General features: G+C 64.0%; 2 protein-coding genes (1 of these 2 cut by a window edge). Both read left to right on the top strand.

Annotation, left to right across the window (positions count from 1 at the left end):
* Nucleotides 1-7,174, top strand: partial view of a non-ribosomal peptide synthetase gene (locus tag B4383_RS05430; protein WP_078289969.1) — the 3' portion only. Its footprint begins 17,231 nt before the window's first position; only the last 7,174 of its 24,405 coding nucleotides appear in the window; the start codon falls outside the window, past its left edge; its stop codon occupies nucleotides 7,172-7,174.
* Nucleotides 7,171-15,330, top strand: coding sequence for a non-ribosomal peptide synthetase (locus B4383_RS05425; protein ID WP_139360553.1), 8,160 nt, complete (start codon nucleotides 7,171-7,173; stop codon nucleotides 15,328-15,330). Before B4383_RS05430 ends, B4383_RS05425 begins: the two co-directional genes overlap by 4 nt.

The raw sequence follows: 15,330 nt of genomic DNA, 5'->3' as shown, positions 1-15,330 counted from the left end.
TGTCCCCAAGGGCGTTGCGATCACTCACCACAACGTGACGCAGCTGATGGGGACACGGGACACCTTCCTGGCAGGGCAGGTGTGGACGCAGTGGCACTCCTATGCCTTCGACGCGTCGGTGGAAGAGATCTGGGGCGCGCTGCTGCATGGGGGACGGCTGGTCGTGGTGCCGGAGTCGGTAGCGCGCTCACCGGAGGACCTCACCGCCTTGCTGGTGGCCGAACAGGTCAGCGCGTTGAGCCAGACGCCCTCGGCCGTCGCGATGCTTGAGCCCGAGGCCTTGGGATCGGTGTCCTTGTTGGTGGCCGGTGAGACCTGCTCGGCTGAGGTGGTGGACCGCTGGGCCCCCGGACGGCTGATGGTCAACGCGTACGGCCCGACCGAGACCACGATCTGCGCCTCACGGAGTGAGCCGCTGAATGCCGAGTCGGCGGGACCGAACATTCCGATCGGTGTACCGGTTTCGGGTGCGGCGATGTTCGTGCTGGACGGGTCGATGCGTCTCGTGCCCCCCGGTGTGGTCGGCGAGTTGTACATCGCTGGCCGCGGTGTGGGTGTGGGATACGTGGGCCGAACCGGTTTGACGGCCTCGCGATTTGTCGCCTGTCCTTTCGTCGGCGCGGGAGCGTCGCCACAACGGATGTATCGCACGGGTGATCTGGTGCGCTGGGGCACGGACGGGCAGCTGCGGTACGTGGGACGCGCCGATGAGCAGGTCAAGATCCGTGGGTATCGCGTCGAGCTCGGAGAAGTCCAGGCGGTGTTGGCGGGACTGGACGGGGTCGGGCAGGCGGCGGTGATCGCCCGCGAGGACCGCCCTGGTGACAAGCGCCTGGTGGGCTACGTGACCGGGACAACGAATCCGGCCAAGTTGCGCGCCCAACTTGCCGAGCAGCTGCCGGCCTACATGGTTCCGGCCGCTGTAGTGGTGCTGGCGACGTTGCCGATGACCGTCAACGGCAAGCTCAACACCCGCGCCCTACCGGCACCCGAGTATCAGGACATCGATCGCTACCGCGCCCCGAGCACCCTCACCGAGGAGATCTTGGCCGGAAGCTACGCGCGGGTACTGGGTGTGGAACGCGTGGGCATCGACGACTCGTTCTTCGACCTGGGCGGGGATTCGCTGTCAGCGATGCGTCTGATCGCGGCGGTCAATGCCGACCTGGATGCCGCGATATCAGTGCGCACCGTGTTCGAAGCGCCGACGGTGGCCCAGTTGGCACCTCGCATCGGCGGGGAGTCGAACACGATCGGCGCATTGGTGGCTCGCGAGCGGCCTGCAGAGATTCCGCTCTCGTTTGCCCAATCGCGGTTGTGGTTCCTGGATCAATTACAAGGGCCTTCGCCGGTCTACAACATGGCGACAGCTCTTCGAATCAGCGGGGACCTGGACGTCGGCGCGCTGGGTGCAGCGCTGGCTGATGTGGTGGCCCGCCACGAGAGCCTGAGAACCCTGTTCCAGGCGACAGGGGGAGTGCCGCGGCAGCTGGTTGTGCCCTCCGACCGTGCTCACTTTGGCTGGGACATCGTCGATGCCACCGGTTGGACGGCGGGACAGCTAAAGGAGGCCATTGGCGAGGCGGCGCGGCACACCTTCGATCTGGCTACTGAAATACCCTTGAGAGCGCGGCTCTTCCGCATCACAGGCGACGAACACGTGTTGGCGGCCGTGGTACACCACATTGCGGCCGACGCCTGGTCGATCACTCCACTGGTGGCCGACCTCGGGGTGGCGTACGCCAGCCGGGCCGCGGGCCAGGCTCCCGGTTGGACGCCCTTGGCGGTGCAGTACGTCGATTACACGCTATGGCAACGCGCCGAATTCGGCGATCTCGACGATGGTGAGAGTCGCATCGCTACCCAGGTGAACTACTGGCAGGATGCGCTGTCGGGGATGCCCGAACGGGTGGAGCTACCCACCGACCGGCCATACCCGCCGGCCGCAGATCAGCGCGGCGCCACCGTTGCACTGGACTGGCCCGCTGCCCTGCAACAGCAGATTGCAAGAGTGGCAAGGGAACACAATGCCACCAGCTTCATGGTGCTGCAGGCCGCGCTCGGGGTACTGCTGGGCAAGCTCAGCGGAAGTACCGATGTCGCCGTGGGATTCCCGATCGCGGGGCGCCGAGACCCAGCCCTCGATGAGCTGATCGGGTTCTTTGTCAACACCCTGGTATTGCGGGTGGACCTGGCCGGTGATCCGACAATCGCGGAGCTGCTTGCCCAGGTGCGAGGACGGAGTCTGGCCGCGTACGAAAACCAGGACGTGCCTTTCGAAGTGCTTGTCGAGCGGCTCAACCCCACCCGATCCCTGACCCACCATCCCCTGGTCCAGGTGGCGCTGGGCTGGCAGAACGTCCCCGGACAGGACAACAACACGTCCGGGCCCGGATTGGCACTGGGTGACCTGGAGGTCAACCAGATGGCGGCCGACACCCAGACCGCTCGGATGGATCTGAGCTTCTCGATAGCCGAACGTCGAACGCACACCGGTGATCCCGCCGGTATCGGCGGGACGGTGGAGTTCCGCACCGACGTCTTCGACCGGGCCAGCATCGAAACGCTGATCGACCGCTTCGAGCGGGTGGTGATGGCGATGACCGCCGACGTGGGCCGGCGCCTCTCATCGATCGACGTGGTCGATGCGCGGGAGCACGCCCGTCTTGACGCCATGGGTAATCGAGCGATGTTGTGCCGGAAGCGAAGCGCTCCGGTATCGGTCCTGGAGTTGTTCGGGGAGCAGGTGGCGCGCACGCCCGAGGCGGTGGCGATTACCCACGGCGAGCGTTCGATGACCTATCGGCAACTCGATGGGGCCGCGAATCTCTTGGCGCACATGCTCATCGCGCAGGGTGCGGGTCCGGGAGGCTGCGTTGCGCTGCTGATGGAACGCTCCGCCGAGGCGATCGTCGCCATGCTGGCGGTACTGAAGTCCGGGGCGGCGTATCTCGCGATCGACCCGGCGGTGCCTGCCGCGCGGATGGATTTCATGCTGGCCGATGCGGCGCCCGTGGTCGCGATGACCACCGGCGGTCTGGCCGAGCGGTTGGACGGTCGAGGGTTGGTGGTCATCGATGTCGGCGATATGTCCGATATCGATGACTGCATGGTGAATGACGAACTCGGTACGGCACTTCCTGACCCGGCTCCCGAGGACATCGCCTACCTCATCTACACATCGGGAACCACCGGTGTACCCAAGGGAGTGGCCGTCACGCACCACAATGTGACCCACTTGGCGCGGTCGACTCCGGAGCACCTGCCCACGGATCAGGTATGGACACAGTGTCATTCGTACGCGTTCGACTTCTCGGTCTGGGAGATCTGGGCCGCGCTGCTCGGCGGCGCACGCCTGGTGGTGGTGCCCGAATCGATGGTGAGCTCACCCGATGAGTTCCATGCACTGCTGGTCGGCGAGCGCGTCAACGTGCTCACCCAGACCCCCTCTGCGGCTGGGGCATTGTCGCCGCAGGGGCTGGAGTCGGTGGCGCTGCTTCTCGGTGGCGAGGCCTGTCCCGGCGAGGTAGTGGATCGCTGGGCACCGGCACGGACGGTGATCAACGCCTACGGTCCCACCGAAATCACGGTCTACGCATCGATGAGCACACCGTTGACGGCTGGATCCGGGGCCGCGCCCATCGGTGCGCCCGTGCCGACATCGGCGCTGTTCGTACTCGATGAGTGGTTGCGGCCAGTGCCGGTCGGTGTGACCGGCGAGCTCTACGTGGCCGGCGATGGTGTGGCCTGCGGATACCTGGGCCGGTCGGGGTTGACGTCATCGCGCTTTGTGGCGTGCCCGTTCGGTGAGGCCGGTGCGCGGATGTATCGCACCGGCGATCTGGTGAGCTGGCGAGCCGATGGCCAGCTGCAGTACCTCGGGCGTGCCGATGACCAGGTGAAGATCCGTGGGTACCGCATCGAACTCGGAGAAGTGCAGGCGGCGTTGGCTGCGCTGGATGCCGTATCGCAGGCAGTGGTGATCGCCCGCGAGGACCAACCGGGGATCAAGCGTCTGGTCGGTTACGTCACCGAATCGGTAACCGGGGCGGTGGACTCGGCCGGGCTGCGAAATGCATTGGCAGACAGAGTTCCTGGATATATGGTCCCGAGCGCGATTGTTGTTCTGGATGCCTTGCCGTTGACGGTGAACGGCAAGCTCGATACCCGCGCGCTGCCGGTTCCGGAGTATCAGGACGTCGATCGATACCGCGCTCCGGCCGATGCGATCGAGGAGACACTGGCTGGCATCTACGCCCAGGTTCTCGGGCTCGATCGTGTCGGAGTCGACGATTCCTTCTTCGACCTGGGCGGCGACAGCATCCTGTCAATGCAAGTGGTTGCCCGGGCCCGGGCATGCGGTGTGACGTGTCGGCCCCGAGACATCTTTGTTGAGCAGACCGTGTCCAGACTGGCCCAAGTGGTCGGTATGGCCAGCGATGACACAGGTCCGCTTGACGAGGGTGTCGGGCCAGTTGCGGCGACCCCGATCATGCGCTGGCTGCGGGAGGTCGAAAAATCCGGGGGCCCGATCGGCCAGTTCAACCAGACGGTGGTTATCCAGGCCCCGCCGGGAGCTACCGAGTCCGAGGTGGAGGTTGTCTTGGGTGCGCTGCTCGACCGGCACGGCATGCTGCGACTGCGCGCCGAGGTGGACGATGCCCAGGACTGGTCACTTCTGGTTCCTGAAAAGGGTTCAGTGCTGCCGCATCTCAACTCGGCGGACACGCTTTCCGATGAGGCGTTGATGATGGCGCGGTCGCGGTTGAATCCGGGCGCGGGAGAGATGGTCAGCGCGTTGTGGGTGACGTCTACGAGCCAGCTGGTACTGATGATTCATCATCTGGCCGTTGACGCGGTGTCCTGGCGGATCCTGCTCGAAGACCTCAATATCGCGTGGGTGCAGCATCGCCAGGGTCAACCCGTGGCATTGCCGACGACCGGAACCTCATTCGCCCGGTGGGCATCACTGCTCGGCGAATACGCGCACACCGCGGACGCGGTGGAACAGGCCGACAGCTGGCGCCGGGTGTTGGCAACCCCATCGGCATTGCCCGCGGTTCGGCCCGAGCTGGACACGTATGCCACCGCAGGCAATCTCACGGCATCGCTGGATGTTGAGACGACCCGCGCGCTGTTGGGCGAGGTCCCGGCGGCGTTCCACGCTGGGGTTCAAGACATTTTGTTGATCGCTTATGCGTTGGCGTTAACCCAATTCCTTGGCGTCACCTTGCCGATAGGTATCGACGTCGAGGGGCACGGCCGCGTGGAGGATCTCGGGGACATCGCTGCCAACATCGATCTATCCCGCACCGTCGGTTGGTTTACCTCCAAGTACCCGGTGGCATTGCGAGTCGCGAGCCATGTTGGGCGATCCGGGGGCGGGTTGCGCTGGGACCAGGTGGTGGCAGGTGATGCCGCACTTGGACGCGTGATCAAAGACGCCAAGGAACAATTGCGGGCGCTGCCCGAGGGCATGACCTACGGACTGACGCGCTACCTCAACTCGGATATCGATCTGTCCGGACCGGATCCGGCCATTGGATTCAACTACCTCGGCCGACTGGGGGCGGCCGGGGCCGCAGAGTCGGAGGTCCTCACCGAACTGTGGCAGGTCAGTCACGACGCAGCGGAGGTATCCGCCGCGGCCGCCGCGATATCCATGCCCCTCGGACATACCCTGGAACTCAACGCGAGTACCGCCGAGACAGACTCCGGTCCAAGTCTTTACGCCAGTTGGACGTGGGCCCCCTCGGCACTTGACGATGTGCAAGTGGGTCGACTCAGCCAGCTGTGGTTCGACGCTCTGACCGGGATCTGCATGCATGTGCGCGGGGGTGGCGGTGGTCTAACACCGTCCGACATCGCCCCCGCCCGCCTCACCCAGCAGGAGATCGACGAACTCGATCGAGACGACCCGATCGCCGATGTGCTGCCCCTGACACCCCTGCAGCGCGGACTTCTGTTCCAGGCCAATGCCACTCGCGGTAATGATGATGACGTCTACGCCATGCAGCTCGATGTCACGGTAACTGGTCCGCTGGATGCGCAGCGGCTGCGTGAGGCGGTACGCGCAGTGATCAACCGCCATCCGAACCTGGCGGCCCGGTTCGACAAGAGATTCGACGAACCGGTGCAGATCATTCCGGCCAACCCCAGCGTGCCTTGGCAGTACCTCGACCTATCCACGAAGAAAACCGATATGGACGACAGGCTGCGGGAGCTGTGTGCCGTCGAGCGGGCATTGGTGTGTGACCTGGTCAGCCAGCCGGCCTTCCGCGCGGCACTGATCCGCGTATCCGATGATGTTCACCGGTTTGTCATGACCTATCACCACATCGTGCTCGACGGTTGGTCACTGCCAATCCTGCTGCAGGAGATATTCGCCGGCTATTACGGACAGCGCCTTCCCGCGGTCGCGTCGTACCGCAGGTTTGTGACATGGCTGTCCGATCGAGATGTCGACAGTGCGCGCGAGGCCTGGCGCGACGTTCTCGCAGGATTCGACACCCCGGCCTTGGTCGCCCCCAAGGCCAGGACAACGTCAGGGCGACGAGCCACGGAGACCTACCGATTGCCCGCTGAGACAACAAGGGCTGTCAACGAATTGGCGCGTGCTGAACACACCACGGTCAACACCGTGCTGCAAGCGGCCTGGGCGCAGGTGCTGATGTGGCTGACGGGCCGACACGATGTCGCCTTCGGTGTCGCGGTCTCAGGCCGGTCCGCGGAGGTGGCGGGTGCGGATTCAATGGTCGGCCTGCTGATCAACACCGTGCCGGTGCGAGCGACGATCACGCCGGACACCACCATCGCCGAGCTGCTGGACAATCTGCAGCGCCGCCATAGCGATACCCTCGACCACCAGCATCTGGCCCTCAGTGAGATCCACCATGCCGTCGGTCATGACCAACTGTTCGACACCCTGTTCGTCTACCAGAACTATCCGGTGGAGTCCGTGGCGTCATCGATGGCAGACGGGTTGGCCATCACCGAAGTCAGTGGCCGCGAGTACAACCACTACCCGCTGACCCTGCAAGCCATGCCCGGCAATGAACTGGTCCTGCGTGTCGAATTCGATACCGCCGCGTTCGGTGTGAACCGGGTGCAGAAGATCGTCGAGCGATTCCAGCGAGTGCTGGAGGCCATGACGGGGGAGGTGCAGCAACAGTGAAAGCCGATGCCAGCAGGCGTTTGTTGTCCATGGATCTGGGCGATACGGATGAGCGCACGGAGCTGGATGTGTGGGGTAACCGGGCCGCGCTGGACCGTCCCGTGACCTCGATGTCGATTCCGGCATTGTTCGCCGAGCAGGTTGCGCGTCATCCGGGCGCGGTGGCGGCCAGCTTCGGTGGCAGCCACGTGTCATACCGCGGACTCGATGAGGCCTCGGATCGGTTGGCGTACTGGCTTCTTTCGCACGGGGTGGGTGCAGGGCAGCGGGTGGCGTTGCTGTTCTCACGATCGGTTGAGGCAGTCGTAGCGATCCTGGGGGTGTTGAAAACCGGTGCGTCGTATGTGCCGATTGACCCATCGGTGCCGGATGCGCGGCTGGAGTTCGTGCTGGCCGATGCTGAGCCGTTGGTCGCGGTCACCACCTCCGATCTGGCGAGCCGACTGAACGGACGCGGGCTGGTGGTCATTGACGTTGGCGATGTCCCCGCCGACACCGAGACTGCTGCGGTTGATGGACGGCCAACATTGGTGACGCCCGGCGGCGATGATATCGCGTACGTGATCTATACCTCTGGAACCACCGGCGTCCCGAAAGGTGTTGCTATTGCGCACCATAATGTGACGCGGCTGATTGAGGCAATTGACGACGAGCTGGAGTTGTCGCCGGGACAGGTTTGGTCCCAGTGTCATTCGTTGGCCTTCGATTTCTCGGTGTGGGAGATTTTCGGTGCGCTGCTGCATGGCGGACGGCTGGTGGTGGTGTCGGATTCGGTGGTGCGCTCACCCGAACAGTTCCATGCGCTGCTTGTTGATGAACACGTCAACGTGCTGAGTCAGACGCCGTCGGCGTTCTATGCGTTGCAGGCTCTGGACGCGACTCGGCCGAACGGTCGGCAGCTCGATCTTGCGGCGGTGATCTTCGGAGGGGAGGCGTTGGAGCCGCAGCGTCTGAGGGGGTGGTTCGAGGGCCATCCAGGGTCACCGCGATTGATCAACATGTATGGGATTACCGAGACGACGGTCCACGCCTCGTTCCGTCAGATCGTTGCCGGCGACGTCGACGGCGCAGACAGCCCGATCGGAGTACCTCTTGGCCACTTGGCATTTGCGGTCCTGGATGACTGGATGCAGCCGGTAGCGGTTGATGTGGTCGGCGAGCTGTATGTGGCCGGTGCGGCTTTGGGTTATGGCTATCTGGGACGTGCGCCGTTGACCACCACCAGATTTGTGGCCTGTCCGTTCGGAGAGCCCGGTACCAGGATGTATCGCACCGGAGACCTGGTGTGCTGGGGCTCCGACGGACAACTGCGATATTTGGGCCGGGCCGACGAGCAGGTCAAGATTCGTGGGCATCGCATCGAGCTCGGTGAAATTCAGTCAGTGTTACTGGGTTTCGAAGGTGTCGACCAGGCTGTAGTTATCGCTCGCGAAGACCGTCCCGGAGATAGGCGGTTGGTCGCCTACATCACCGGCACGGCCGACCCGGTGGTGTTGCGTGATGGGTTGTCCGACAGGCTGCCCTCCTACATGGTCCCTGTCGCGGTGGTCACCTTGCGAGGCTTTCCGTTGACTGTCAATGGAAAACTCGACAAGAGCGCCTTGCCGGCGCCGGAGTATCGATCCATCGATCAATACCGCGCCCCGGCAAATCCGACCGAGGAGATCCTGGCTGGCATCTATGCGCAAGTTCTGGGCCTGGACCGCGTCGGTATCGACGACTCATTCTTCGACCTAGGTGGGGACTCGCTGTTGGCGATGCGTCTGGTCGCCGCGCTCAACCGGTCCATGGATGCCGGTCTAGAAGAGCGCGCGGTGTTCGACGCTCCGACGGTGGCGCAGCTGATGCTCCGAATCGGAGGTGACGAGCGTCGACTGGAGCCCTTGGTAGCCGGCGAGCGGCCGGAGGTGATGCCCCTGTCTTTTGCGCAGAGCCGACTCTGGTTCATCGACCAATTGCATGGTCCTTCACCGGTTTACAATCTGGCGGTGGGGCTGCGCCTGCAGGGGCCCCTTGATGAGGATGCCCTTGGCTCGGCGTTCGTGGACGTGCTGAATCGCCATGAGAGCCTGCGCACGCTGTTCCCGGCGGTCGACGGGAAACCGCAGCAACTGGTCGTCGCGGCCGAGGAGATCGAATTCGGCTGGGACGTTGTGGATGCGTCCGGATGGCCGGCAGGCCGACTGGAAGAATCGATTGCGGATTCGGCGCGGCACAGTTTCAACCTCTCGACTGAGATCCCGGTGAGAGCAAGGCTTTTCCGCACTGCCGAGGATGATCACGTATTGGTGGCGGTGGTGCACCATATCGCCGCAGACGGTTGGTCGGTTACCCCACTGGTCGCCGACCTGGGTGTGGCCTACGCCAGTCGGCATGCGGGGCAGGCCCCCGATTGGAAGCCATTGGCCGTCCAATACGCCGATTACACACTGTGGCAGCGCGCGCAGCTGGGCGTGCTGGATGACAGCGAGAGCCGCATCTCCCGGCAATTGACCTACTGGGAAGAAGCGCTGGCCGAGATGCCCGAGCGTTTGGCGCTGCCGACCGACCGGCCGTATCCATTGGTGGCTGATCAACGTGGCTCCAGGGTGGACGTGACCTGGCCTGCGGATCTGCAGCAGCAGGTCAATCGATTGGCCCGGGAACACAACGCGACGAGTTTCATGGTCATGCAGGCGGCCCTCGCTGTGCTGTTCTCCAAGCTCAGCGCGAGTTCTGATGTGGCGGTGGGATTCCCGATCGCCGGACGTCGCGACCCGGCGCTCGATGAACTGGTCGGGTTTTTCGTCAATACGTTGGTGCTGCGGGTCGACCTAGCAGGGGACCCTAGTGTCACCGAGGTGTTGGCTCAGGTGCGGGCACGCAGTTTGGGCGCTTTCGAGAATCAGGACGTGCCATTCGAGGTGCTCGTCGAGCGATTGAATCCGGCCAGGTCGCTGACCCATCACCCCTTGGTGCAGGTGATGCTGGCTTGGCAGAACGTGCCCGGACAGATAGGCGACTCTCGCGGCGGAGTGGCGTTGGCAGACCTGCGGCTCACCCAGTTACCGCTGGGTACTCACTCGGCCCGCATGGATCTGTCGTTTTCATTGTCCGAGTCTTGGACCGAATCAGGCGATGCCGCCGGGATTTTGGGGACGGTGGAGTTTCGCACCGATGTGTTCGACACGGGCAGTGTCGAGACTCTGATCGATCGGTTGCAACGGGTGCTCGAGGCGATGACTGCCGACGACACCCGGCCGTTGTCGGCGATCGACGTGTTGGATGTCGAGGAGCTCGCTCAGTTGGATGGCTGGGGCAATCGGGCAGAGTTGGGCAGGCCCGAGACCCCGGTGTCGATCCCCGCGTTGTTCGCGCAGCAGGTCGCTCGGGTGCCGGGGGCGGTGGCGGTCTGTTTCGACGGCAGTCATCTGTCCTACCAGGAACTGGATGAGGCATCGAACAGATTGGCGCACTTGCTTATCCAGTATGGCGTGGGCCCTGGAGAGCGAGTGGCCCTGCTGTTCTCGCGGTCGATTGAGGCGATCGTGTCGATCCTCGCGGTCCTCAAGACCGGTGCGGCCTATGTGCCGATCGATCCGGCGGTGCCGGATACACGGCTGGAGTTCGTGGTCGCGGACGCCGAGCCGGTAGTCGCGGTGACCACCGCCGATCTGGTGAATCGGTTGGATGGGTACGGGGTCGTTGTCATGGACATTGATGACCCGGCGCTTGATGCTCAGCCGGCCGGCGTGCCGTCGGTGGGACCGACGGCCGCAGATGTCGCCTACGTGATCTATACCTCGGGGACAACCGGTGTGCCCAAAGGTGTTGCCATTCCGCATCGGAATGTGACTCGTCTACTGCGAGCGCTTGATGCCGACCTCGAGTTGTCGGCGGGCCAGGTGTGGGCGCAGAGCCATTCGCTAGCTTTCGACTTCTCGGTGTGGGAGATCTTTGGCGCCCTGCTGCATGGTGGGCGGCTGGTGGTTGTGTCCGAATCGGTGGTGCGGTCACCCGAAGAGTTCCATGCTCTGTTGGTCGATGAGCAGGTCAGCGTGTTGAGCCAGACGCCGTCGGCGTTCTACGCGCTGCAGACGGTGGATGCGATGGCCGCCGAGTCCGCGGGCCAGCTCGGTGTCGAGGTGGTGGTGTTCGGAGGGGAGGCGTTGGAACCGCAGCGTTTGAAGCCGTGGCGGGACCGGCATCCGGTGTTACCACGATTGATCAATATGTACGGGATCACCGAAACGACGGTGCATGCCTCGTTCCGTGAAATCACGGCCGCCGATCTTGAGAGCACGGTCAGCCCGATCGGTGTGCCGCTGGCCCATCTCGGGTTTTCCGTGCTGGATGGATGGTTGCGGCCGGTACCGGTCGGTGTGGTTGGCGAGTTGTACGTGGCGGGTGCTGGTTTGGGCCATGGTTATGTGGGCAGGACCGGCTTGACCGCCTCGCGGTTTGTGGCTTGCCCGTTTGGGACGCCGGGGTCGCGGATGTACCGCACCGGGGACTTGATGTGCTGGGGGCAGGACGGCCAGCTGCAGTATGCGGGGCGCGCCGATGAGCAGGTGAAGGTCCGCGGACATCGCATTGAGCTCGGTGAAATCCATTCGGCGTTAATGGATCTGGATGGGGTTGAGCAGGCGGTTGTGATTGCCCGGGAAGATCGTCCGGGTGATAAGCGTCTGGTCGGCTACATCACTGGTACCGCCGACTCGGGCAAGATCCGCGCCCAGCTGGCCGAGTGTCTCCCGAACTACATGGTGCCTGCCGCCGTGGTCGCCTTGGCGGCCTTGCCATTGACGGTCAACGGCAAGATCGATAAGAAGGCCCTGCCCGCACCGGAATACACCGATGTCGATCACTATCGGGCCCCCGCCACCCTTGTCGAGGAGATTCTGGCTGGCATCTACGCGCAGGTTCTGGGTCTGGACCGGGTTGGCGTCGACGATTCATTCTTCGACCTCGGTGGGGACAGCATTTCCGCCATCCAGGTGGTGTGGCGGGCTCATGGCGCCGGCCTGGTCGGTCGGCCGCGCGATATCTTCGTGCAGCAGACCGTGGCCCGGCTGGCACGGGTGGTCAGGATGGCGGACACCACCGGCGGTGTGGTCGACGAGGGCCTCGGGTCAGTGGTGGCAACCCCGATAATGCAGTGGTTGAAGGGGATTGACGGCCCGATTGACGAGTTCAACCAGACCGTGGTGCTGCAATCACCCACAGGTGTCACCGAGGCGGCCGTTGTCATCATGCTGCAGGCCTTGCTGGATCGACACGGCATGTTGCGGCTGCGTGCCCAGGGTGACGATGCCGGGGGCTGGTCGTTGACGGTGCCCGAGCCGGGCACGGTCGACGCGCATGAGTGTCTGCAATCGGTGGACACATTGACCGATGAGGCGGTGGTGGCGGCGCGGTCGCGGTTGAACCCGGCGGCCGGGGTGATGCTGCGCGCGCTATGGGTAACTGCCAGCAGCCAGCTGGTGTTGATCGTTCACCATCTGGCCGTCGACGGGGTGTCGTGGCGGATTCTTTTGGAGGACTTGACCATCGCCTCTACGCAGCTGCGTGGTGGGCAAGAGGTGCTGCTGCCGCCGGCGGGAACATCGTTCCAGCGGTGGGCCGACCGGCTGGCCAAACACGCGCGCCAGCCCGCCGTAGTGCGTGAGGCGGATGCGTGGCGGCGGGTGGGGGCGATCCCCTCGGCCCTGGCTGCTCCGCAACCGGCTGAGGATACGTTTGCCACGGCCGGATACCTCACCGAGTTTCTCGATGCCGAGACAACGCACATGCTCCTTGGTGAGGTGCCGGCGGCATTTCACACCGGGGTACACGAGATCTTGTTGATCGCCTTTGCCTTGGCGTGGGCACAGCATTTGGGAACCGGCGGTGCTCCGATCGCCATTGATGTCGAGGGCCATGGACGCCAGGAGGAATTGGCGGACCCGGAGGGAGCCGCGGATCGCAGTATCGACCTGTCGCGCACGGTGGGGTGGTTCACCACCAAGTACCCGGTGTCGTTGGCGGTCGGTGGGTTGCGCTGGACGCAGGTGGTGGCCGGAGACACGGCGCTGGGAACGGTCATCAAAGATGCCAAGGAGCAGCTTCGTGGTCTACCCGACGGCCTGACCTACGGTCTGCTGCGCTACCTCAACCCCGATGTGGATCTGCCCGCATCCGACCCGGCAATCGGGTTCAACTATCTCGGGCGGTTGGGGGCTCCGGCGGCCTACGCCTCCGGAGATGTATGGCGCTTCAGTCAAGAAGGCTTGTCCCTGACTGGCGCCGCCGGGGCGATGCCCATCGCGCTGCCGCACACCGTGGAGCTCAATGCCGTCACCATCGACACGGACACCGGCCCGCATCTGAACGCCACCTGGACCTGGGCGCCGACCGCACTGGATCGCATGGCGGTCGCCCGGATCAACCGGCTGTGGTTTGACGCGCTGGCCGGAATCTGCGCGTATGTACGAAGGGGCGGAGGCGGATTGACGCCGTCCGATATCGTCCCCGCCCGGCTCAGCCAGCAGCAGATCGATGGGCTGCAGAATCAATTCCCGATCGCCGACGTGCTACCGCTGACCCCCTTGCAGCAGGGTCTGCTCTATCACGCGGGTATCGCGAACAGCTCGGGCGACGATGTGTATGCGGTGCAGTTCGATATCGCGATGAGCGGCTCGCTCGACGCGGAGCGGCTCGGCGATGCGGTGCAGGCGGTGGTCGGAAGGCATCCGCACCTGGCGGCTCGCTTCTCCGAACAGTTCGAGCATCCGGTGCAAATAATTCCTGCCGATCCCACAGCTCCCTGGCGATACATCGAGTTGGACACCGACAGAGCCGATCTGGATGTCAATGAGCAGATCGAACAGATATGCGCCGCCGAACGCGCCGCGGTCTGCGATCTCGCCGAGCAGCCGGCGTTCCGGGCTGTGCTCATCCGTATCGCGGACGACCGGCATCGGTTTGTGCTCACCAATCACCACATCGTGCTCGATGGCTGGTCCATGCCGATTCTCATGCAGGAGATTTTCGCCGGCTATCACGGGCTGCGACTGCCCCCGGCCGCGTCGTACCGCAGCTTCGTGACCTGGCTGTCCGAACGTGATCACGACGCTGCGCATGCGGCTTGGCGTCGGGCGTTGGACGGTTTTCACACGCCCGTTCTCGTTGGCCCGCAGCAGAAGTTGCAGTTTGGACGGCGAAGTGTCGATTCGTTTAGGGTGCCTTCCAAGACCACGCGTGCGCTCACCAAGCTGGCGCGCTCGCACCAGACCACCGTCAACATCGTGCTGCAGGGCGCGTGGGCGTTGCTGCTGAGTTCGGTAACCGGCCAGCACGATATCGCCTTCGGTTCGACAGTCTCGGGACGGCCGGCCGAGGTGCTCGGTGCGGAATCGATGGTGGGACTGTTGATCAACACGGTGCCGGTGCGGGCGACCGTCGCCGCGGATACCACTACCTCAGATCTGTTGCATCAGTTGCAGAGTGCGCATAACGACACTCTCGATCACCAGCATCTGGCGCTTAGTGACATTCACCGCATTACCGGTCAGGAGAGACTGTTCGACACCGTTTTCGTCTACGAGAACTATCCGACCGATACGGGGACGAAGTCGGAGATCGACGGTTTAGCCATCACAGGTTTCAGCAGTCGCGACTACTACCATTATCCGATCGCCGTGCAGGCCGGCCCCGGCCGTGAATTGGACCTTCGGGTTCAGTACGACATGGATGTGTTCGACGCGGACAGCATTGAAGAGCTGATCGAGCGGTTCATACAGGTGCTGGTGTGGATGACCTCGCACCCGGGGCGCACGTTGTCGTCCCTGAACCTATCGGACAAGACCGGGCGCACGCGGTGGAGCGGGTGGATCAACCGGACCGCACCGCCGGCTGGGGTTTCGGTTGGCGACGTCAGCGAGACCAACGGCGCCTATTGCCCCCCGGCTAGCTTGAACGAGCAGATCCTGGCCAGCATCTTCGCTCATGTGCTGGGTGTGGACCGGGTCGGGGTTGAAGAGTCGTTCTTTGACCTGGGTGGCAATTCGCTTGGGGCGATGCGTGTGGTCGCCGCGATCAACACGGCCCTGGACGTGAACCTGACGATGCTCGCGTTGTTCGATGCGCCATCGGTCAGAAGCCTGGCCCAGCAGTTGGCGAACTGTCCCACTCGATGA

Origin of the sequence: Mycobacterium sp. D16R24, assembly GCF_002013385.1 — a bacterium.
In the GTDB taxonomy this organism is placed as follows: Bacteria; Actinomycetota; Actinomycetes; order Mycobacteriales; family Mycobacteriaceae; genus Mycobacterium.
This window is presented reverse-complemented; position numbering and strand designations above follow the sequence as displayed.